Source organism: Paraburkholderia sacchari, from assembly GCF_000785435.2.
In the GTDB taxonomy this organism is placed as follows: domain Bacteria; phylum Pseudomonadota; class Gammaproteobacteria; order Burkholderiales; family Burkholderiaceae; genus Paraburkholderia; species Paraburkholderia sacchari.
Genome location: NZ_JTDB02000007.1, coordinates 221,502 through 241,149 on the forward strand (window position 1 = coordinate 221,502; position 19,648 = coordinate 241,149).

21 protein-coding genes are annotated in these 19,648 nt (G+C 64.4%); 11 read left to right on the forward strand and 10 right to left on the reverse strand.

The window, feature by feature from the left end; all coding sequences use genetic code 11:
* Positions 1 to 260 precede the first annotated feature (260 nt).
* Positions 261 to 536 (forward strand): hypothetical protein, encoded by a 276-nt coding sequence (locus tag NH14_RS23285; RefSeq protein WP_035526094.1) that lies wholly within the window; start codon positions 261 to 263, stop codon positions 534 to 536.
* 56 nt (positions 537 to 592) lie between these two features.
* Here the strand turns inward: NH14_RS23285 and NH14_RS23290 are convergent, their stop codons facing one another.
* Complete coding sequence (locus NH14_RS23290; RefSeq protein WP_152617134.1) at positions 593 to 772, reverse strand: hypothetical protein; 180 nt, start codon at positions 770 to 772, stop codon at positions 593 to 595.
* Between the two features lie 117 nt (positions 773 to 889).
* On the opposite strand from NH14_RS23290, the gene NH14_RS23295 reads away from it, so the two are divergent.
* Both NH14_RS23295 and NH14_RS23300 read left to right on the forward strand, forming a co-directional pair.
* Positions 890 to 1,960: a permease gene (locus NH14_RS23295; RefSeq protein ID WP_035526097.1), complete on the forward strand. Its 1,071-nt coding sequence runs from the start codon at positions 890 to 892 to the stop codon at positions 1,958 to 1,960.
* 142 nt (positions 1,961 to 2,102) lie between these two features.
* Positions 2,103 to 2,525 carry a hypothetical protein gene (locus NH14_RS23300; RefSeq protein WP_035526100.1) on the forward strand — a complete coding sequence of 141 codons (423 nt, stop codon included), beginning with the start codon at positions 2,103 to 2,105 and terminating at the stop codon, positions 2,523 to 2,525.
* 21 nt (positions 2,526 to 2,546) lie between these two features.
* Here the strand turns inward: NH14_RS23300 and nodJ are convergent, their stop codons facing one another.
* Together nodJ and nodI are read right to left on the reverse strand one after the other, a co-directional pair.
* Complete coding sequence (gene nodJ, locus NH14_RS23305) at positions 2,547 to 3,383, reverse strand: ABC transporter permease (RefSeq protein ID WP_035526103.1); 837 nt, start codon at positions 3,381 to 3,383, stop codon at positions 2,547 to 2,549.
* 10 nt (positions 3,384 to 3,393) lie between these two features.
* Positions 3,394 to 4,302, reverse strand: a complete 909-nt coding sequence (gene nodI / locus NH14_RS23310; protein ID WP_035526107.1) for a nodulation factor ABC transporter ATP-binding protein NodI — start codon at positions 4,300 to 4,302, stop codon at positions 3,394 to 3,396.
* 176 nt (positions 4,303 to 4,478) lie between these two features.
* Here nodI and NH14_RS23315 point away from each other — a divergent pair, with 176 nt between their 5' ends.
* Positions 4,479 to 4,952, forward strand: a complete 474-nt coding sequence (locus NH14_RS23315; RefSeq protein WP_035526110.1) for a universal stress protein — start codon at positions 4,479 to 4,481, stop codon at positions 4,950 to 4,952.
* Between the two features lie 163 nt (positions 4,953 to 5,115).
* On the opposite strand, the gene NH14_RS23320 is transcribed toward NH14_RS23315, so the two are convergent.
* The 3 genes from NH14_RS23320 to lexA form a co-directional block, all read right to left on the reverse strand.
* The gene (locus NH14_RS23320; RefSeq protein WP_052148033.1) at positions 5,116 to 5,832 is read right to left on the reverse strand and encodes a DUF2939 domain-containing protein; all 717 of its coding nucleotides are present in this window, start codon (positions 5,830 to 5,832) and stop codon (positions 5,116 to 5,118) included.
* Between the two features lie 74 nt (positions 5,833 to 5,906).
* Entirely contained in the window at positions 5,907 to 6,293 is a 387-nt protein-coding gene (locus tag NH14_RS23325) for a hypothetical protein (protein WP_035526113.1), read from the reverse strand.
* Between the two features lie 43 nt (positions 6,294 to 6,336).
* Positions 6,337 to 6,987: a transcriptional repressor LexA gene (gene lexA, locus NH14_RS23330; RefSeq protein ID WP_035526115.1), complete on the reverse strand. Its 651-nt coding sequence runs from the start codon at positions 6,985 to 6,987 to the stop codon at positions 6,337 to 6,339.
* A gap of 313 nt (positions 6,988 to 7,300) precedes the next feature.
* Between lexA and NH14_RS23335 the strand changes: the two genes are divergently transcribed.
* The 6 genes from NH14_RS23335 to NH14_RS23360 all read left to right on the forward strand — a co-directional run bounded on the left by NH14_RS23335 (position 7,301) and on the right by NH14_RS23360 (position 13,525).
* On the forward strand, positions 7,301 to 8,344 hold the full coding sequence (locus NH14_RS23335; RefSeq protein WP_035526118.1) for a sulfate ABC transporter substrate-binding protein: 1,044 nt from the start codon (positions 7,301 to 7,303) through the stop codon (positions 8,342 to 8,344).
* A gap of 130 nt (positions 8,345 to 8,474) precedes the next feature.
* A complete protein-coding gene (gene cysT / locus NH14_RS23340; RefSeq protein ID WP_035526121.1) occupies positions 8,475 to 9,371 on the forward strand; it encodes a sulfate ABC transporter permease subunit CysT in 897 nt (298 codons plus the stop codon).
* Positions 9,368 to 10,354, forward strand: coding sequence for a sulfate ABC transporter permease subunit CysW (gene cysW / locus NH14_RS23345; RefSeq protein ID WP_035526124.1), 987 nt, complete (start codon positions 9,368 to 9,370; stop codon positions 10,352 to 10,354). Before cysT ends, cysW begins: the two co-directional genes overlap by 4 nt.
* A gap of 2 nt (positions 10,355 to 10,356) precedes the next feature.
* Positions 10,357 to 11,412 (forward strand): sulfate/molybdate ABC transporter ATP-binding protein, encoded by a 1,056-nt coding sequence (locus NH14_RS23350; RefSeq protein ID WP_035526127.1) that lies wholly within the window; start codon positions 10,357 to 10,359, stop codon positions 11,410 to 11,412.
* 59 nt (positions 11,413 to 11,471) lie between these two features.
* Positions 11,472 to 12,398: a CysB family HTH-type transcriptional regulator gene (locus NH14_RS23355; RefSeq protein WP_035526130.1), complete on the forward strand. Its 927-nt coding sequence runs from the start codon at positions 11,472 to 11,474 to the stop codon at positions 12,396 to 12,398.
* Positions 12,399 to 12,493: 95 nt separating this feature from the next.
* On the forward strand, positions 12,494 to 13,525 hold the full coding sequence (locus tag NH14_RS23360) for an asparaginase (protein WP_035526133.1): 1,032 nt from the start codon (positions 12,494 to 12,496) through the stop codon (positions 13,523 to 13,525).
* Between the two features lie 84 nt (positions 13,526 to 13,609).
* On the opposite strand, the gene lysM is transcribed toward NH14_RS23360, so the two are convergent.
* The 4 genes from lysM to gcl all read right to left on the reverse strand — a co-directional run bounded on the left by lysM (position 13,610) and on the right by gcl (position 18,315).
* Positions 13,610 to 14,110 carry a peptidoglycan-binding protein LysM gene (gene lysM / locus NH14_RS23365; protein WP_035526137.1) on the reverse strand — a complete coding sequence of 167 codons (501 nt, stop codon included), beginning with the start codon at positions 14,108 to 14,110 and terminating at the stop codon, positions 13,610 to 13,612.
* Positions 14,111 to 14,670: 560 nt separating this feature from the next.
* The gene (locus NH14_RS23370; protein ID WP_331253469.1) at positions 14,671 to 15,588 is read right to left on the reverse strand and encodes a 2-hydroxy-3-oxopropionate reductase; all 918 of its coding nucleotides are present in this window, start codon (positions 15,586 to 15,588) and stop codon (positions 14,671 to 14,673) included.
* A gap of 32 nt (positions 15,589 to 15,620) precedes the next feature.
* Positions 15,621 to 16,418, reverse strand: coding sequence for a hydroxypyruvate isomerase (hyi, locus tag NH14_RS23375; RefSeq protein WP_035526143.1), 798 nt, complete (start codon positions 16,416 to 16,418; stop codon positions 15,621 to 15,623).
* 112 nt (positions 16,419 to 16,530) lie between these two features.
* Complete coding sequence (gcl, locus tag NH14_RS23380; protein WP_035526145.1) at positions 16,531 to 18,315, reverse strand: glyoxylate carboligase; 1,785 nt, start codon at positions 18,313 to 18,315, stop codon at positions 16,531 to 16,533.
* Between the two features lie 215 nt (positions 18,316 to 18,530).
* Here gcl and NH14_RS23385 point away from each other — a divergent pair, with 215 nt between their 5' ends.
* Complete coding sequence (locus NH14_RS23385; protein ID WP_035526148.1) at positions 18,531 to 19,442, forward strand: LysR family transcriptional regulator; 912 nt, start codon at positions 18,531 to 18,533, stop codon at positions 19,440 to 19,442.
* Positions 19,443 to 19,648 lie beyond the last annotated feature (206 nt).

The window sequence follows — 19,648 nt, forward strand, 5'->3', positions numbered from 1 at the left end:
GGTGTTATGTAATCCACCCGCTGCATTGTGCGTCGCGTCAGAAATTTTGGATGGCTTTTAAGGGGCTGTTCGGCGCTGAGCCCCGCCAGAGCTGGCGGAGGCGATTGTTTACGGCGTTGGAATAGTAAATTCGGCATATCGTGATTATTTTTCGATAGTAGGTAGTTACACTGACTCTCACTGACGCAGCTCATGGGCATCGACCTCCCAGGCGCGGCGCCATCACCGAACCGCAATCGAAACTGATACTGGAGTCCACCATGAAGACCAAACTGATCGCAGCGCTGCTGGTCGCAGCTTCCGCTTCCATCGCCGCTCCGGCGTTCGCCAGCGGTTACGGCCCGGCGCCGCACTATCGTCCGGACGTTGGCGCGCCGGCTTCGCAACAAGGCCAAAGCGCCCAGACGGTGAGCGCTGAGCGTGCCCAGCAGCAAGGCGTCGACGCGTCGTACGGCGGTGTCGCGAGCGTGTCCACCCAGTCGGGCAGCCGCAACGATCAAACGCCGCGTTCGCAGCAAGTGTTTTTCGGCCACTAAGTTCTCGCGGTCCGAAACGCCGCCCTTCAATCGGGTGGCTTGGGCGCCGGGTGTCCTCAGGACCCCGGCGCTTTGCTTTGCGCGCGGATTTCACGGCGCCTGAAAAAAATCGGCCGGCGTGATAGTTTCGCGATTCTTCGCCCGAAGCGCTCGCGCAGATCGACGCGCTGCACGAAGCACATCCAGCCCCGCGCCTTGAATTTGGCTTGATCAAGCATTGCGCGTGCTGGCATCATGCGGCGCGCGCTGCACGGTTCTATCTGGTTTTGCCCGATGCTCCAATGGGCGCGCCTTGCTTGACCTGCTCGCCCCGGATCATCCGGCCCCGAGCTCCTTAGCGGAGTATTACTACAATGACCAGCGCACGCGACGCACATCCCCCACAGTCGCCGCCCTCGTGGGGTTGGCCCCTTTTCATTCTGCTGGCCGTTGCCGGCCTGTTCTATGTGAAGTGGTTTCCGTACTACCACCGCGCATTCACGGCCGAGGCCACGCATTCGATCGGCAAGTCCATCCTGATGGGCGGCGCGGCGAGCGCCCCTGAGCCGTCGTTCGCGGCCGCGATCGACTATGCCTTGGCCTATGGCAAGGCGATCTGGCAGGCGATGGTGCTGGGCCTGCTGCTCGGCTCGGGCGTGCAGGCGCTGCTGCCCGCGCAGTGGATTGCGCGCGCGCTGGGGCGCCATGGTTTCGGCAGCGTCGCGGCAGGCGGTCTGCTCGCGGTGCCCGGCATGATGTGCACGTGCTGCGCCGCGCCGGTCGTGGCGGGGCTGCGCGCGCGCAATGCGTCGCCGGGCGGGGCGATCGCGTTCTGGCTCGGCAACTCGGTGCTCAACCCCGCGACGCTCGTGTTCATGGGCTTCGTGCTGGGCTGGCAGTGGAGCGCGCTGCGCCTCGTGCTGGGCGTGCTGATGGTGTTTGGCCTGGGCTGGCTCGCGAACCGGCTGGTGACGCGCGAAGAGGCGCTCGCCGCCGACGTGCGGCTCGCGATGTTCGCGCAGGAGCAAGCCGAAAGCGGCAATGCGCTCGTGCGCTGGCTGCGTCTGTTCGTGCGCATGGCGGTGCGGCTCGTGCCCGAATACATCGTGCTCGTGCTGTTGCTGGGCGCGGCGCGTGCGTGGCTCTTTCCGCACATCGGCCCCGAGGTCGCGAGCAGCCTTGGCTGGATCGTTGTGTTCGCGGTGGCCGGCATGCTGTTCGTGATCCCCACCGCTGGCGAGGTGCCGATCATTCAGGCGATGCTGGCGCTCGGCATGGGCGTGGGGCCGGCGGGCGCGCTGCTGATGACGCTGCCGCCCGTGAGCCTGCCCTCGTTCGCGATGCTGGCCGGCTCGTTCCGGGTGCGCACGCTGGCGCTGGTGGGCTCGGTGGTCGTGCTGTTCGGCGTGGTGGCGGGGCTGGCGACGGTCGCGCTGGGGTTTTAGCGCGCTTTAGTAGCGCCTGGTCGCACGAATTGGTGCGCATCGGCGTGAACAGGCCCTAAGATAAGAGACTCGCATCAACGGCGGATTACCGGCTAACCAGCTGGCTGTCCGCACAGAACAGGGCTGCGGCCCGGGAGCCGCCATGGCAAAGCAAAAGACGAATCCGAAACTCGAACAGGCCCTGACGCGGGGCGACCTTGCCATCCGGCAGGCCAACTCCGCTCGCGCAACGGCGGTTTTGCGCGCACTCGGCAAGATGATTGTGGAGGCGTCGGCGACCATCGGCGTCGAGGCGCACACGTCGATTCCCGATGGCGACCGCATTTACGATCCCGCCGACGGCCTCTGGCCGCAGCAGTTGCTGATTTCGCTCGATGGCCCGGTCGAGGACTCGGACCCGGAGGAGATCCGCACGATCCGCCTGCTTGCGCAGTCGCAGTCCACGCAGTTCCGCGTCGAATGGCATCGCGCCGACGGCAAGATCGGCCGCCAGGAGGGCGGCCCATTCGCGACCGTCGCGTTCATTTCGGATGTCGATATCCCGTGGGGCGACGACGAAGACTGAGCGTTCTCCGAATCGCGTGCGTTAGCGCATCATGCGCCGCCGGAACAGGATCGAGGCGACGCCGAAGGGCACCACCACGTAGAGCACGAGCACGGCGAGATGCAGTCCCGCGTGCTCGATCGGGCGTCCGAGCATGGCGGGGCGAATCAACTCGACGGCGTGCGCGAGCGGCAGCATCAGCGTGACGTGTTGCGCGGCGGCGGGCAGCTGCGTGATTGGAAAGAACACGCCGGAAAGCAGCAGCATCGGCGTGAGCACGAGCGTCTGATAGAACATGAAGAAGTCATAGGACGGCGCGAGCGCAGTGACGATCATCGCGCAACTCGCGAATGCGAGGCCCGCGAGCGCGATCACGGGCAGCGCGAGCAGCATCGACGGAAAGCTCGCGTAGCCGAGCAGGCCCGCCACGATCATGATGGCCGCACCCGACAGCATCGACTTGCTGGCGGCCCAGACAACCTCGCCGAGCACCACGTCGCCGAGCGAGAGCGGCGTGTGCATGATCGCTTCCCATGTGCGCTGCACGTGCATGCGCGAGAAACCCGAGTACATCGACTCGAAGCTCGCGGACATCATCACCGAGGACGACACCGTACCTGCTGCGAGAAACGCAATGTACGAGACGCCGTCGACGTGGCCCACCATCAGCCCGAGCCCGAAGCCGAGGCCGAACAGATAGATCATCGGGTCGGCGAGATTGCCGAACATCGAGGCGATCGCCAGCTTGCGCCAGACAAGATAGTTGCGCCGCCACACGGCGATCCAGTGCGTCGCGTTCGACGGCAGCGCCGCGCGCGGCGCGCGCATGGGAGACGGGGCGGGGCGCGTGGGCGGCGGAGTTTGCGTGCGTGTCTGCATGGTGGCGATGTTAATCCTGCATCTCGCGGCCCGTGAGCCGCAGGAACACATCTTCGAGATTCGCGGGCCGATGCAGGTAGCGCAAATCCGAGCGATGGCGCAAAAGCTCATGCACGGGCGCGGCTTCATCGACATAGCAGAAGAGCGTTTCGCCGCTGATCTCCGTGCGCTTGGCGAGCGGCGCAAGCTCGTCGCGCAGCGCCACTGGGTCGGGCCCGTAGATCTCGATCACATCGCAGCCGATTTCCGATTCGATCAGCGTCTTTGGCGGGCCCTCGGCAATCTTGCGGCCTTCCTCGATCACGCACACGCGATTGCAAAGCCGTTCGGCCTCCTCCATGAAATGCGTCGTGAGGAGGATCGTCTTGCCGCGCGCGAGCAGCGAGCGCAGCCGCTCCCAGATTAGATGGCGTGCCTGCGGGTCGAGACCCGTGGTGGGTTCGTCCATCACCAGCACGTCGGGGTCGTTGACGAGCGCGCGCGCCAGCGTGAGACGGCGGCGCATGCCGCCGGAAAGCTCGCCCACGCGCGCATCGGCCTTGCTTTCCAGACGGGCGAATTCGAGCAGCGGCGCAACGAGCGTGCGCGTTTCGCTTGCCGAGAGTCCGAAGTAGCGGCCAAACACGAGCAGGTTCTCGCGCACCGTGAAGTCGGGATCGAGATTGTCGAACTGCGGCACGACGCCTACGCGTGCGCGCGCATGGCGTGCACGCGCGGGCACCGGTTCGCCGCACAGGCTGATGCGTCCGGCATCGGGCGAAACGATGCCGAGCAGCATGCGCAATGTAGTGGTCTTGCCCGCGCCGTTGGGGCCGAGAAGCCCGAAGCATTCCCCGGGGACAACGTCGAACGACAGGCCGTTCACGACGGTCCTGTCTCCGTAGTGCTTGATCACCTGCTCGAATTCGATGGCGGGCATGGTTGTGCGGCTATTGCGCATTGCAAGGCGGCCTATTATAGGGCGTTCACCTTCCCATGCTGTTGCACCATCCATGTGCACGCAAACCTGGCGTTTTCCAGCCCTTGCGTGTCGAATTGCGGCGCACCATTATGTGAAAGTAACCCGCGTTTCCAGGCGGGTAGGGAGAATCGATCATGGCGAGCTACAAGAAAATTCTGCTTTGTTACGACGGCTCGCGCGAAGGCCGCAAGGCACTGCGTTGCGGCGCGGATCTGGCGTTGGACCTGCATGCGGAGACCCATTTGCTTTCGGTGGTCGACATGCGCTCGACAATCGCGCAAAGCGCGGGCTTGCTCACCGACGTGGCATGTGGGCGTTTTGAAGAAACGGCGCGCGAGATTCTGCAGGAAGGCGTGGACTGGCTGACCGAGCGCGGCGTGCGTGCGCAGGGCCACTTCGCGTTCGGGCATCCGATCGACGAGATTGCGAATCTCGCCAACGAGTTGCACGTCGATCTCGTGGTGGTGGGGCACCGCTGCCGTACCGGGCTGTCGCGCTGGTGGATGGGTGCGGGCAATACGCCGCTGCTCGACCGTGTGACGTGCAGCATTCTGGTGGCCTGCTCTTCGGCTGCCGAGGAAAAACAGCAACAGCAGGCGGCGGCTTAGCCGCTTCAAATCGCCTTCCAGGAGCCTTCACCCGCTTCCGGGCGCTATTGTGGCGATTGCGGCGCTCAGTCAATCAGCGAAAAGCGGTGGAGCCACTACCACGTCCACGTAGATGGCTCGCCGCAATTCTCGCGGTTCGTTCCGTTGTTTCAATACGGCTTGCTCAGTTCGACGCACTCGCGCCGTTGCCGGTATCCGGTTCGTTCAATTCCACCGCGGCGAGTTTCCACGAAAACAACCCATGGCGCTGCAGGATGGCTGCATAGCGCTCGCCGCCATTGGCGCCGTTCGCACCGCGTTGCCACGTAACGGCGAACGTGTTCAGACTGCGATAGCCCGCCGAGGTTTGCGCGCGCGGCTGCGCTTGCTGTGATTGCGGCGATGGCGCCGGGGGTGACGGATTACCGGGCGCGGGCGGCGTCGATTGGCCCGGCTGTGACGATGGTGACGACGGCGGCGCTTCAGACGGCTGCACAGGTGCGGGCCGCTCCCCCGGCTTGCCGGTCGGCGGCATGCCGCTAAGCAGCGCGGCCACGCCCTCTGGCGTCGCATACGCGTCCACGAGCGGGCCGATCAGCGCATTGCCGATCATCGCGCCGAACAGCATGAGCGGATTGCTGGCGTGCGCGGCCTCCATGCGTTGCTGCAGCATCTCGCCAACCTGCTGCTTCAAGCTCACGCGCAACGCCGGGTAGTCGACATACTCGTTCAGTGCAGCCGCGTCGCGTGCGTCGGCGGCTGCCTTGAGATGGTTCAGGGCGATGTATGGCGATGCATAGCCGTAGCCCACTGCCGCCACGATCGCAACCGCCGCGACGGCGATTGCAACGGGCTTCTTCCAGCTCGATGATTTGCGCGGATACGTTTGGGTATCGGTCATTAGTCAGTGCAACCCCGAGGTGTTCAATCAGGGTGTTGACCACGCGCAATCAAAAACGATCCCACTTTTATGGATTACTTTGCCAGTGCGACCGGCGCATCGGCCTGTTGTTCCGCGATGCAGCGGTCGATGGCGCGACATACCGCCTCCATCGTGCCCACCATGATGAGCCGTGACTGGCCGTGATAAACGCGCACCGGTGCGCGGCGGTCGGGCTGCTCCGCATTCAGCGTGCTGTTGAGCGAAACGCGTGCGAAGGCCGGCTGCGCCGAAGGCAGCGCGCGCGCTTCATCTTCTCGTTCGATGTCGTCGAAGAGCGAGCCATTGATCTGGTAGCCGCATTGCCGGCCGAGAGCCGCCGCCGAGGCGCGCGCCTCGCGCATGGCGCACGAGGCAATCCCGCGCAAATGACGCAGACGGCCGAATTGACGGAAGGGCAGCAGGCGGGCAAGGCGTTCCATGACTCTCTCCAGAAAATACGCAGAAAATGCGCAGGCGGATTTATCAGAATTCGGTGGGGCGGATCAGACCAACGGCAATGCCTTCGAGCGCGAAATCGGCGCTGCCGGCCGCGACGAAAATATTCTCGTAGTCGGGGTTCTCCGCGATCAGCTCGATGCCGTTGCGCTGCCGCTTCAGGCGCTTCACGGTTACGTCGTCGCCAAGGCGGGCCACGATGATCTGGCCGTCCTTTGCTTCGCTCTTTTTCTGCACAGCGAGCAGGTCGCCGTCGAGGATGCCCGCGTCGCGCATGGACAGCCCGCGCACCTTCAGCAGGTAGTCGGGCCGGCTCGAAAAAAGCGCCGGGTCGCAGGTGTAGTTCTGCGAAATGTGCTCTTGAGCGAGGATCGGGCTACCTGCCGCGACGCGACCCACGAGCGGCAGCGAGAGCTGCATGAGGCCCGCGTGCGGCAGCGTGAATTGATGCGGCAGATCGCCTGGACCGGGCACGAGACGGATGCCGCGCGAAGCGCCCGCAGCCAGCTCGATCACACCTTTGCGCGCCAGCGCGCGCAGATGCTCCTCAGCCGAGTTCGCCGAGCTGAAGCCCAGTTCGGCTGCGATTTCGGCGCGCGTGGGCGGAAAGCCGGTGCGCTCGATCGCGCGGCGGATCAGATCGAAAACCTGCTGCTGTCGTGCGGTGAGTTTGGTCATGGCGCTACTGTATGTTTGAACAGGTGACTGTATTTTTATACAGTACTCGCCGCTTTTCAAGTGTTACTTGAACTTTGTCATCCGGATGGCGTCGCGACGGCGCTTCCCCCGCCCAGACAGGTGCAATCACGGACGAAAACTTGCTCAAGCGTCCAGTTCCTCCGTCTTTACCACTTTTGCGTATTAAAAAATGAGAAAACATCATTTTTAATAATGTAAGCCAATCGCTAGACTGGCCTTCATTGATTGCTGCACGGCACGCGCAGACACACGAAAGCGCATTCAAGCGCACGACGACACGGAGAAAGAGCAGATGAAACAAGGCACTACGGGGCGCGCATGGTTCAGGACACTGGCGGCGAAACTGGTGATCGGCGTGGCGCCGCTCGTCGGCATGGCGGCCTTCACGCCCGCGGCTCATGCGGACGCGGCGCTGCTCAACGTCTCCTACGATCCCACGCGCGAGCTGTATCAGGACATCAACGAGGCCTTTATCAAGGAGTGGAAGTCGAAGGGCGGCGAGACGCTCACCGTCAAGCAGTCGCACGGCGGCTCGGGCGCTCAGGCGCGCTCGGTGCTCGACGGGCTGCAGGCCGACGTCGTGACGCTCGCGCTCGCCTGGGACATCGACGCGCTCGCCAATAAAGGGCTGATCGCGAAGGACTGGCAAAAGCGTTTGCCCGACAACGCCTCGCCGTACACCTCGACCATCGTGTTTCTCGTGCGCAAGGGCAATCCGAAGCACATCAAGGACTGGGACGACCTCGTGAAGCCCGGCGTCTCGATCGTCACGCCCAATCCGAAGACCTCGGGCGGCGCGCGCTGGAATTACCTCGCGGCCTGGGCCTATGCGGCGCACCAGCCGGGCGGCAACGTCCAGAAGGCGAAGGAGTTCATCACGAAGCTCTACAAGAACGCGGGCGTGCTCGACTCGGGCGCGCGCGGCGCGACCACCAGCTTCGTGCAGCGCGATATCGGCGATGTGCTGATCGCCTGGGAAAACGAAGCATTCCTCTCGCTCAAGGAGTTCGGGCCGGACAAGTTCGAAATCGTGGTGCCGTCGGCCAGCATTCTTGCGGAGCCGCCGGTTGCGGTGGTCGACAAGGTCGTGGACAAGCACGGCACGCGCAAGGTGGCGCAGGCGTATCTGCAGTTCCTGTATAGCGAGCAAGGCCAGGAGATTGCCGCAAAGAACTTCTATCGTCCGCGCTCGGACAAGGTGCCGGCGGCGCTCACGGCGAAGTTCCCGAAGCTCAAGCTCTACACGGTCGATGAAGCGTTCGGCGGCTGGGCCAACGCGCAGAAGACGCATTTCGCCGATGGCGGCGTGTTCGATTCGATTTATCAGCCGCAGTAAAGCAGGTCGCAGCAAGCAACGCAAACGACAAAGACAAGGCGCGCCCGACGAGGCGCGCCTTTAGCCGCAGCGTCTCGCATGCATCGCATGATGAGAGGCGCTCCGCGCAACCCATGTGAAGAGATAGAGCATGACGACGTTTCGATTACAGAAGCCAGGCGCGCTGCCGGGATTCGGCGTGACGCTCGGCATCACGGTGGCGTATCTGAGCCTCGTGGTGCTCATTCCGCTTGCGGCCACGTTCCTCAAGACCGCGACGCTCGATTGGGCGCAGTTCGTGCGCGCGGTGGCGTCGCCGCGCGTGCTCGCGTCGTACCGCCTCACGTTTTTCTCGGCGCTTGGCGGGGCGCTCATCAACGCGGTGTTCGGCTTCCTGCTCGCGTGGGTGCTGGTGCGCTACACGTTCCCGTTCAAGCGCGTGATCGATGCGCTCGTCGATCTGCCGTTCGCACTGCCGACTTCCGTGGCAGGCATCTCGCTCGCCGCCGTGTATGCGGGCAACGGGTGGATTGGCCAGTTCCTGCAGCCGCTCGGCCTCAAGGTTGCATTTACCCCGCTTGGCGTGCTCGTGGCGCTCACGTTCATCGGCTTGCCGTTTGTCGTGCGCACGGTGCAGCCGGTGCTCGAAGAGTTCGAACGCGAACAGGAAGAGGCCGCCGCGTGCCTGGGCGCTTCGCGCTGGCTCACGTTCCGCCGCGTGGTGTTGCCGGCAGCATTGCCTGCGCTGCTCACGGGTTTTGCGCTCGCCTTCGCGCGTGCGCTGGGCGAGTACGGCTCGGTCATTTTCATCGCGGGCAATGTGCCGATGAAGTCGGAAATCACCTCGCTGCTCATCATCACGAAGCTCGAACAATACGACTATGCGGGCGCGACGGCGCTGGCCGTGGTGATGCTGTGCGTGTCGTTCGTGATGCTGTTGCTCATCAACACGTTGCAGTGGTATTTGCAGCGGCGTACGAGCCGCCGTGCTACGTCTTCGCGTGCGCCGAACCCGGCGCAGGCCGCTGTGGCAGGGGGTGCGCAATGAGCACGACCAGTACGCGAGTCCGCCATGCGGCTCGTCCGAACTCCGTAACGGAGGCGCCCTGGGTGCGCTGGCTCCTCACCGGCATCGCGCTGGCGTTCCTCGCACTGTTTCTGGTGGTGCCGCTCGTCGCTGTGTTCTGGCAGGCGTTGAGCAAGGGCATCGGCTTCTATTTCGAATCGCTCGCCGACCCCGACGCGCTCGCCGCGATCAAGCTCACGCTGATCACCGCCGCGATCGCCGTGCCGCTCAATCTGGCGTTCGGCCTCGCGGCGTCGTGGACCATCGCCAAGTTCGAGTTCCGCGGCAAGGCGCTGCTCACCACGCTGATCGACCTGCCGTTTTCGGTTTCGCCTGTGATTTCAGGGCTCATTTACGTGCTGTTGTTCGGCGCGCAGGGCTGGCTCGGCCCCTGGCTCGCGGACCACAATGTGCAGATCATCTTCGCGGTGCCGGGCATCGTGCTCGCGACAATCTTCGTAACGTTCCCGTTCGTCGCGCGCGAACTGATTCCGCTGATGCAGGCTCAGGGCACCGACGAGGAAGAAGCTGCGCACGTGCTGGGCGCGTCGGGCTGGCAGATGTTCCGGCGCGTGACGCTGCCGAACATCCGCTGGGGTCTGCTGTACGGCGTGATCCTCTGCAATGCGCGCGCGATGGGCGAATTCGGCGCGGTTTCGGTGGTGTCGGGACATATTCGCGGCCAGACCGACACGATGCCGCTGCATGTCGAGATCCTCTACAACGAATACAACTTCGCGGCCGCGTTTGCCGTGGCCTCGCTGCTCGCGTTGCTCGCGCTCGTGACGCTGGGGCTCAAGCTGCTGGCCGAGCGCCACTTGTCCGCCGAGTTGCGCGATACCGGCGACGTGCCGGCATTCGCGGGGCCGCCGGCCGCGCGCAGCGCTTCCGGGCCTCAAGGCGCCGTGAATAGCCAACAACATGCAGGCGCGTTGCGCCGCGCGCTTGAACAGGGAGAGGTCTAAAAATGGGCATCATCGTTCGCAATCTGCAAAAGCGCTTCGGCGACTTCACGGCGCTCGACAATGTTTCGCTCGACTTTCCGGCGGGTGAGCTGGTTGCCTTGCTCGGGCCTTCCGGCTGTGGCAAGACCACGCTGCTGCGCGTGATCGCGGGGCTCGAATATGCCGATGAAGGCCAGGTCGTGCTCCAGGGGCAGGACGTGGCGACGGTTGGCGCACGCGAGCGCCAGGTGGGCTTCGTGTTCCAGCACTACGCGCTGTTCCGTCATATGACGGTGTTCGAGAACGTGGCGTTCGGGCTGCGCGTGAAGCCGCGCAACGAGCGTCCCTCCGAAGCGCAGATCCGTGAGAAGGTGCATGAGCTGCTCAAGCTCGTGCAACTCGACTGGCTCGCGCAACGCTATCCGTCCGAGCTTTCTGGCGGCCAGCGCCAGCGCATCGCGCTGGCCCGCGCGCTTGCCGTGGAGCCGAAAGTGCTGCTGCTCGACGAGCCGTTCGGCGCGCTCGATGCGAAAGTGCGCAAGGAACTGCGCAGCTGGCTGCGGCGCCTTCACGACGACCTGCATATCTCGACGATCTTCGTTACGCACGACCAGGAAGAAGCGCTCGAAGTGGCCGACCGCATCGTCGTGATGAATCATGGGCATGTGGAGCAGGTCGGCAGCCCGCAGGACGTGTACGATCATCCGCAGTCGGCGTTCGTGTACGAGTTCCTCGGCGCGGCGAACCGCTTGCATGGGCGTGTCGATGCACAAGGGTTCGTGGCCGACGGCGCGGCGCAGCCGATCGCCGTGCAGGCCGGCTTCGAAGGCCCGGCGCTCGCCTATGTGAGGCCGCACGATATCGTGCTGCATCGCGAGGCCGATGCGCATCGCGACGGCATCGTCGTGGACGTGCGCCGTGTGGTGACGCTCGGCGGCGCGGTGCGCGTGGAACTCGAAAGCCGCGCGGGCGGCGTGCTGGAAGCGCAGCTCGACCGCGAGACGTGGCGCGCGCTGAGCCTCGCGCCCGGCGACGGCGTGACCGCGGTGCCGCGCGGGCTGCGCGTGTTTCCCGCCTGATGATCGGCGTATAACGAATAATCGATAAAGAAGCGGTTGGCAGTTCCGGAGAGAAGAACATGAATTTTCAGCAGTTGCGTTTCGTGCGTGAAGCCGTCCGGCAGAACATGAACCTCACCGAAGTGGCGAACGTGCTCTACACGTCGCAATCGGGCGTCTCGAAGCAGATCAAGGATCTGGAGGACGAACTCGGCGTCGACATCTTCATTCGGCGCGGCAAGCGCCTCACGGGCCTTACCGAACCGGGCAAGGCCGTGCATCAGCTGATCGAGCGCATGCTGCTCGACGCCGAGAACCTGCGCCGCGTGGCGCGCCAGTTCGCCGATCAGGACAGCGGCCATCTCGTCGTGGCCACGACGCACACCCAGGCGCGCTACGCGCTGCCCAAGGTCGTGCACCAGTTCCGCGAAGTGTTTCCGAAGGTGCATCTCGCGCTGCGCCAGGGCAATCCGCAGCAGATCGCGCAGATGATCATCAACGGCGAGGCCGATATCGGCATCTCCACGGAGGCGCTCGACCGCTTCCCCGATATCGTGACGTTCCCGTGCTATTCGTGGCATCACGTGGTGGTCGTGCCGAAGACGCATCCGCTCGTGGGCCGCGAGAACCTCACGCTCGAGGAGATCGCCGAGTTCCCGATCATCACCTACGACCAGGATTTCACGGGCCGCTCGCATATCGACCAGGCGTTCGCGAAGGCCGGCACGGTGCCGGACGTCGTGCTGACCGCCATCGACGCGGACGTGATCAAGACCTACGTCGAACTGGGCATGGGCGTGGGCGTGGTGGCGGCGATGGCTTACGACCCCAAGCGCGACAGCGAGCTCGTGGCGCTCGACACGCAGCACCTGTTCGAGGCCAGCACGACGCGCGTGGGCCTGCGCAAGGGCGCCTTCCTGCGCCAGTACGCCTACAAGCTGATTGAAATGTTCGCGCCGCAGCTTACCGAACAGCAGATCGCGGGGCAGTTGCGCGAGGCGGTCTGAAGCAGGGGGGGGCTTCATCCGGACCGTCTGGCCCGGTCGTTCTCCGGTCTTCTGTCTATTTCGGGGCGAGCGGCGATTCGCTTAGAATCGCCGCCATGAATACGTCCACTTCCCCCCAAACCCCGTCTGGCGCCCAGTCGCTGCCACGCGTCGCCGTGCTGGCCACTGGCGGCACCATCGCGGGCTCCGCGCCCGACGCGGCCAATACCGCCGGCTATCAGGCTGGCGTGATCGGCGTGGCGCAACTGCTGGCAGCCGTACCGGGTCTCAACGCACTCGCGCGGATCCATGCCGAGCAGGTTGCGAGCGTCGACAGTAAAGACATGTCGTTCGCCCTCTGGAGCGCGCTCGCGCAGCGCGTGAACGAGTTGCTCGCGGACGACGACATCGATGCCGTCGTCATCACGCATGGCACCGATACGCTCGAAGAAACCGCCTATTTCCTGCATCTCACGGTCAAGAGCACCAAGCCCGTGATCCTCACGGCGGCGATGCGCCCCGCCTCGGCGCTTTCCGCCGACGGCCCGCTGAACCTGCTCAATGCCGTGGCGCTCGCGGCGAGCGGCCAGGCGGCCGGGCAGGGCGTGCTGGTGGCGTTCAATAACCGCATCCATTGCGCGCGCGACGTCGTCAAGATCAGCACCTATGCGGTGGATGCCTTCCAGTCGCCCGAGATCGGCGCGCTGGGCTGGGTGCAGGACGCTCGCGTGGAATTCCAGCGGCGCGCGCTGCGTCCCCATACCGTGGATGCGCCCTTCAATGCGGCCGGGCTATGGCCGCAGGTGGAGATCGTCACGAGCTACGCGGGCGTCACGCGCATCGCCGTAGATGCGCTCGTGAGCGTGGGTGTGCACGGCATCGTCGTGGCCGGTACCGGCAATGGCTCGATTCACATCACGCTGCAGCAGGCGCTTGCCGAAGCGGCGGTGCGCGGTGTCGCCGTGGTGCGCGCTTCGCGTGTGGGGTCGGGACACGTGATGCACAACGGTGCGGCGAAGGACGATGCGCTCGGCTTCGTCTCGGCGGGCACGCTGAACCCCTACAAGGCGCGCGTGCTGCTGATGCTCGCGCTTGCGGCGGGCACGAGCGGGAAGGATGCGTTGCAACGCGTGTTCGATACGTACTGAACGATAAGCGCCAAACGCCAGCAACCATGCAAACGGGCCTTGCGGATTGCTCCGCAAGGCCCGTTTCATTTTCATCCCGGCGCCTTATTGCAGCGGCGGAATCACGAGCACCTGGCCCGGGTAGATCTTGTCCGGGCTCTTGAGCATCGGCGTGTTCGCCTGGAAAATGACGTCGTTTTTCGCTCCGCTGCCGTAGTACTTCTCGGCGATCTTCCAGAGGTTGTCACCCGAGACCACGGTGTGATGCTGTGCTTCGGGCGCGGGGTTCGTCACGCTCATCTGGTCGTCGACCTTGTCCACGTTCTGGACATTGCCGGCGGCCACCAGAATCTTTTCCTTGGTTGCCTGGTCAACGGCATTGCCCGTGACGGTGACCGTGTGCGAAACGCCGTCATAGGTCACGCCGAGATTGTCGGCGTCGAGGCCCTGCGAGCGGATATAGGCGGCGATTGCATCGCCGGCCTTCTGGTTCAGATCGGCGAGATTCGCGGCTGGCGCAGCCGCGGTTTCGGCGGCCTGAGCCGGAGCGGCGGCCGCGCCGAACAGTTTTTCGCCGGCTTCCTTGATGAAGTTGATGATGCCCATCGATCACACTCCTCACGTGCTGGGATTGATTGGGTAGCCACGCATTGGGTAGCGGGTCCACCTTGCGCCGTCTGCATGACAGACGAATGAAAGCACGATTCTAGAAACGCAGGGGCGAGGACGTCCAGCGTTCGAGCGTTAAAGAGTGTGAAGTGCGCGGCAGGCGTTGCGCGAGAGCAGGGTGGGGAGTGTGTAGAAGACGAGAGCGCTGTCGCGCCGCATGCATGCTGGCTGATGGAGTGTCGCAATCCGACAGGCGGACACCCGGTGATGACGTCTGACCGACCAAGGCTTCCCCGCCGTCACCGAGTGCCGCTTTCGGACCCCACTGGCCGCCCTCAGCCCAGAGCGGCCCCGATTTGCTCCGCGATGGTTGCCGCCACCACGAAGCGCCCCACTTGTGGCCGTCGCGTATGGTTCGCGCCAGCCGGAATCTGGATGCTGCTTGCTGCAAAATCTCAACGAGGCATTGCGCGCGGGTGTCGCGTGCAATGCCTCTACTGCGGAACGACTCGATCAAGCCGCTTTCGAGTCGCGGGAGCAACTCGAGCGGCGTTGATTTAAGCCTTCTTGCTTTCGGTGATTTCGAAGTTGGCCATGATCTCGAGCGCGCGGACCATTGCCGAGTGGTCCCATGCCTTGCCGCCGTTTGCTGCACACACGCTGAAGAGTTGCTGTGCGCTGGCGGTGTGCGGCAGGGCGATGCCCAGCTTGCGTGCGCCGTCGATGGCGAGGTTCAGGTCCTTCTGGTGCAGTTCGATGCGGAAGCCCGGATCGAACGTGCGCTTGGTCATGCGCTCGCCGTGCACTTCGAGAATGCGCGATGCAGCGAAGCCGCCCATCAGGGCACGGCGAACGCGCTCCGGATCGGCGCCCGAGCGTGCTGCGAACAGCAGGGCTTCCGCCACGGCTTCGATGTTCAGCGCGACGATGATCTGGTTCGCGACCTTGGTGGTCTGGCCTGCGCCGTTCTCGCCGATCAGCGAGATGTTCTTGCCCATCAGCGCGAACAGCGGCTTGGCGATTTCGAACGACTTCTCCGGGCCACCGACCATGATCGTGAGCGTCGCTTCGCGCGCGCCGACTTCGCCGCCCGAAACCGGTGCGTCGAGGTAGTCGCAGCCGAGTGCGTTGATCTGCTTGGCGAACTCCTGCGTTTCGATCGGCGAGATCGAGCTCATGTCGATCACGAGCTTGCCGGCCGAGAGGCCCTTCGCAACGCCGTCTTCGGCGAACAGCACCTTCTGGACGTCGGGGGTGTCCGGCACCATCAGGATGATGACGTCCGAAGCCTGCGCGACGGCCGTCGAGTCGGCGACCACGGTGGCCTGCTTGCTGAGGTCTTCAGGCACCGGGAACTTGCCGTTCACGACGAGTTCGTGGCCGCCCTTCAGAAGGTTGCGGGCCATGTGCGAGCCCATGATGCCGAGGCCGATAAAACCAATCTTTGCCATCTGTAAGTCTCCGTTGAGTCGAATGCGGTTCGATGTGTGTGGTCGACGCGACCTGGTCAGGCGAGTTCAGCTGCGCGTTGCTGCGCGCTGCGCAGCCAGCCGAGGCCTTCGACGGTCGTCGTGCGCGGTTTGTACTCGCAGCCGATGTAGCCTTCGTAGCCGAGCGAGTCGAGCAGATCGAACAGGAAGGGGTAGTTGATCTCGCCCGTGCCCGGCTCGTTGCGGCCCGGGTTGTCGGCGAGCTGGATGTGGGCGATCTTCGCGAAGTGCTTCTTGATCGTCGCGGCGAGTTCGCCTTCCATGCGCTGCATGTGATAGATGTCGTACTGCAGGAACAGATTGTCCGAGCCGGTCTTCGCGATCACGTCGAGCGCTTCGGCTGAACGGTTCAGCGCGAAGCCCGGGATGTCGTACGAATTGCACGGCTCGACGAGCAGGCGGATGCCTTCGCGCTTGAGCTCGCCCGCGGCGTAGCCCAGGTTTTCGACGATGGTCGCAAGCGCGGTGTCGCGGTCGACGCCTGCCGTGGGAATGCCCACGAGGCAGTTCAGTTGCGGCACGTTCAGCGCTTTCGCGTACTCGATTGCACGGCCGACGCCTTCCTTGAACTCGCCCTTGCGCTCGGGCAGGCAGGCAATGCCGCGCTCGCCGCCTTCCCAGTTGCCGGCGGGCAGGTTGTGCAGCACGAGCTTGAGCTTGTGCGCGGCGAGGCGCTCGGCCAGTTCCTCGGCCTTGAACGGATACGGGAACAGGAATTCGACTGCGTCGAAGCCCGCCTCGGCTGCCGCGGCAAAGCGGTCGAGGAACGGCACTTCGTTAAACAGCATGGTGAGATTCGCGGCGAATTTTGGCATGGTGCTGGGTCTCGCTGGTCGGTCAGTAAAAAGGAATCAGGCAGGCGGCGCGCCGATGCCGGACGCGCGGCCTGCTTGGGTGATGCTCAGGCTGGGTTGAATGCGCTCGAGCTTAGTCGAGTGCGTTCAGCGGGGTGATCGCCGTCGGTGCGTGCTCCGGCTTCTCGGCGAGCTCTTCGAACTCGTTGATCGCGTCGATTTCGGCGCCCATCGAAATGTTCGTCACACGCTCGAGGATCACTTCGACCACCACCGGCACGCTGAACTCGGCGGCCATGGCTTGTGCCTGCTTCAGCGCCGGCTCGATCTCTTCCGGCTTGAACACGCGCAGTGCCTTGCAGCCGAGGCCTTCGACCACGGTCTTGTGATCGACGCCGTAGCCGTTCATTTCAGGCGCGTTGATGTTCTCGAAGCCGAGCTGGACGCAGTAGTCCATGTCGAACGCGCGCTGTGCCTGGCGGATCAGACCGAGGTACGAGTTGTTCACGAGCACGTGGACGTACGGCAGCTTGAACTGTGCGCCGGCTGCCAGTTCTTCGATCATGAACTGGAAGTCGTAGTCGCCCGAGAGCGCCACGATGGGGCGCGCCGGGTCGGCTGCGCGCACACCGAGCGCTGCCGGAATCGTCCAGCCGAGCGGGCCTGCCTGGCCGCAGTTGATCCAGTTGCGCGCCTTGTAGACGTGCAGGAACTGGGCGCCTGCGATCTGCGAGAGACCGATCGTGCTCACGTAGCACGTGTCGCGGCCGAACACCTTGTTCATTTCTTCGTACACGCGCTGCGGCTTGATCGGCGTGTTTTCGAAGTGCGTCTTGCGCTGCAGCGTGCGCTTGCGTTCCTGGCAGTCGGCGACCCATGCGCTGCGGTCCTTGAGCTTGCCCGCAGCCTTCCACTCTTGTGCGACCTGGACGAACAGTTCGAGCGCGGCCTTGGCGTCCGAAACGATGCCCAGATCCGGGCCGAACACGCGGCCAATCTGGGTCGGCTCGATGTCGACGTGCACGAATTTGCGGCCCTTCGTGTAGACCTCGACGCTGCCCGTGTGGCGGTTCGCCCAACGGTTGCCGATGCCGAGCACGAAGTCCGATGCGAGCATCGTGGCGTTGCCGTAGCGGTGCGACGTCTGCAGACCGACCATGCCGGCCATCAGCGGGTGGTCGTCGGCAATCGCGCCCCACGACATCAGCGTCGGGATCACGGGCACGCCCACGATTTCAGCGAACTGCACGAGCAGGTCTTCAGCCGCAGCGTTGAGCACGCCGCCGCCCGAGACGATCAGCGGCTTTTCGCTGGCGTTGAGGAGTTCGATTGCGGCTTCGATCTGCTTGCGCGTGGCTTGCGGCTTGTAGACCGGCAGCGGCTCGTACGTGTCGATGTCGAATTCGATTTCGGCGAGCTGCACGTCGATCGGCAGGTCGACCAGCACCGGACCCGGACGGCCCGAGCGCATCAGGTGGAATGCCTGCTGGAACACGCGCGGCACGAGTGCCGGCTCACGCACGGTGACGGCCCACTTCGTGACGGGCTTGGCGATCGACTCGATGTCGACGGCCTGGAAGTCTTCCTTGTACAGGCGCGCGCGCGGTGCCTGACCCGTGATCGCGAGGATAGGAATCGAGTCGGCCGAAGCGGAGTACAGGCCCGTGATCATGTCGGTGCCAGCGGGGCCAGAGGTGCCGATACACACGCCGATGTTGCCGGCGTTGGTACGCGTGTAACCTTCGGCCATGTGCGAAGCGCCTTCGACGTGGCGGGCGAGCACGTGGGTGATGCCGCCGGCTTTTTTCATCGCCGAGTAGAACGGGTTGATTGCAGCGCCGGGCACGCCAAAGGCGGTGTCGATGCCTTCTTTTTCGAGCACCAGAACGGCTGCGTCGACGGCTCTCATCTTGGCCATGAAAAGTCTCCTGAATGTTGCTAATGCTTTGAGGGGCTGCGCCATGGGGATGGCGGGCATTGGATACAACGATTGAGGCTCACTTTAGAGGTGCCAGAAAGGTTTGATAAGATCAGCCCAGGTTGTTTATTCCGATACAAAAAGTATGGAATTGCCGTGGGGCGGCGCTTTCGGGCGTGCGGCTTCGCGGGCAGTGCAGGACAGGAGAGCAGGCAATGGACCGCTTCAAGCAGATCGAAACCTTTGTGCGCGTGGCAGACGCGGGCAGCCTGGCGGCGGCCGCGCTGACCGAGGGCGTTTCGCCGGTGATACTCGGGCGGCGCATCGACGCGCTCGAAAAGCGCCTCGGCGTGAAACTCATGTACCGCTCGACGCGGCGGCTGGTGGTCAGCGAGGAGGGCAGCGCGTTCCTCGAGCGTTGCCGCGGCTTGCTGTCGGAGTGGGAACAGGCCGAAAACGAGCTGTCCGCGGGACGGCGCGTGGTCAACGGACATTTGATCGTCTCGGCGCCGGCGGCCTTCGGGCGCAAGCACGTGGCGCCGCTCGCGCCCGCATTCCTCGCCGACAAACCCGAACTCCAGGTCTCGTTCAACCTGACCGATCGAGTGGTCGATCTGGTGCGCGAGGGTTACGACCTGTCGATTCGCATCGGCGGGTCCGTGGATCCGAATTTCGTCGCGGTGAAGCTCGCCACGAACCGGCGCGTCGTGTGCGGCACGCCTGAGTACTTTCGCAAGCACGGCAAGCCGAAGACGCTCGAAGACCTGCCGAATCACAATTGTCTCGCGTTCAATCTGCAGGGCGGCCAGAACCGTGGCTGGTATTTCAGCCGCAACGGCAAGCTCGCGACCGTGCGCGTGGGCGGCACGCTCGACTGCAACGACGGCGAACTGCTGCACCGCTGGGTCACCGAAGGGCTCGGGCTTGGCTGGCGTTCGACGTGGGAGATCGATGCGCAGCTCGCGCGCGGCGAACTGGAGACCGTGCTCGACGAGTACGCGCTGCCCGACTACGACATCCTCGCCGTGTACCCGCAGCAACGCTATGTGCCGGCGAGGGTGCGCTATTTCATCGATTACCTCAAAGAGGTCTACGCGCGGCCGGGGTACTGGAGCGGCGTGGCTTGATCGGAGCCCGAGTTTGCAGCCCGCGCACTCCCGATTTATTTTTCGTTTTCGCGCGCATTTCCCGGGAATAAACTGACCGCTGTGCCGGTATTGCATGAGCGAGACCGGCGCCGGCGCGCGCGTTGTGCGCGGTGTCGAGCGGCGAGCGTTGAGGTCGCGCCGTGAGCCATGAGCCATGAGCCATGAGGCGCGAGGGGACGACGTGG

Excerpts from the sequence above, each read along its gene's own strand:
- lexA (WP_035526115.1), bottom strand. The coding sequence starts at position 6,987 with ATGACCAAACTCACCGCACGACAGCAGCAGGTTTTCGATCTGATCCGC.
- lysM (WP_035526137.1), bottom strand. The coding sequence starts at position 14,110 with ATGGGCATCATCAACTTCATCAAGGAAGCCGGCGAAAAACTGTTCGGC.
- cysW (WP_035526124.1), top strand. The coding sequence starts at position 9,368 with ATGAGCACGACCAGTACGCGAGTCCGCCATGCGGCTCGTCCGAACTCC.
- NH14_RS23335 (WP_035526118.1), top strand. The coding sequence starts at position 7,301 with ATGAAACAAGGCACTACGGGGCGCGCATGGTTCAGGACACTGGCGGCG.
- NH14_RS23355 (WP_035526130.1), top strand. The coding sequence starts at position 11,472 with ATGAATTTTCAGCAGTTGCGTTTCGTGCGTGAAGCCGTCCGGCAGAAC.
- hyi (WP_035526143.1), bottom strand. The coding sequence starts at position 16,418 with ATGCCAAAATTCGCCGCGAATCTCACCATGCTGTTTAACGAAGTGCCG.
- NH14_RS23295 (WP_035526097.1), top strand. The coding sequence starts at position 890 with ATGACCAGCGCACGCGACGCACATCCCCCACAGTCGCCGCCCTCGTGG.
- NH14_RS23315 (WP_035526110.1), top strand. The coding sequence starts at position 4,479 with ATGGCGAGCTACAAGAAAATTCTGCTTTGTTACGACGGCTCGCGCGAA.
- NH14_RS23320 (WP_052148033.1), bottom strand. The coding sequence starts at position 5,832 with ATGACCGATACCCAAACGTATCCGCGCAAATCATCGAGCTGGAAGAAG.
- gcl (WP_035526145.1), bottom strand. The coding sequence starts at position 18,315 with ATGGCCAAGATGAGAGCCGTCGACGCAGCCGTTCTGGTGCTCGAAAAA.
- NH14_RS23285 (WP_035526094.1), top strand. The coding sequence starts at position 261 with ATGAAGACCAAACTGATCGCAGCGCTGCTGGTCGCAGCTTCCGCTTCC.
- nodJ (WP_035526103.1), bottom strand. The coding sequence starts at position 3,383 with ATGCAGACACGCACGCAAACTCCGCCGCCCACGCGCCCCGCCCCGTCT.
- NH14_RS23360 (WP_035526133.1), top strand. The coding sequence starts at position 12,494 with ATGAATACGTCCACTTCCCCCCAAACCCCGTCTGGCGCCCAGTCGCTG.
- nodI (WP_035526107.1), bottom strand. The coding sequence starts at position 4,302 with ATGCCCGCCATCGAATTCGAGCAGGTGATCAAGCACTACGGAGACAGG.
- NH14_RS23350 (WP_035526127.1), top strand. The coding sequence starts at position 10,357 with ATGGGCATCATCGTTCGCAATCTGCAAAAGCGCTTCGGCGACTTCACG.
- cysT (WP_035526121.1), top strand. The coding sequence starts at position 8,475 with ATGACGACGTTTCGATTACAGAAGCCAGGCGCGCTGCCGGGATTCGGC.
- NH14_RS23290 (WP_152617134.1), bottom strand. The coding sequence starts at position 772 with ATGATGCCAGCACGCGCAATGCTTGATCAAGCCAAATTCAAGGCGCGG.
- NH14_RS23300 (WP_035526100.1), top strand. The coding sequence starts at position 2,103 with ATGGCAAAGCAAAAGACGAATCCGAAACTCGAACAGGCCCTGACGCGG.
- NH14_RS23325 (WP_035526113.1), bottom strand. The coding sequence starts at position 6,293 with ATGGAACGCCTTGCCCGCCTGCTGCCCTTCCGTCAATTCGGCCGTCTG.
- NH14_RS23385 (WP_035526148.1), top strand. The coding sequence starts at position 18,531 with ATGGACCGCTTCAAGCAGATCGAAACCTTTGTGCGCGTGGCAGACGCG.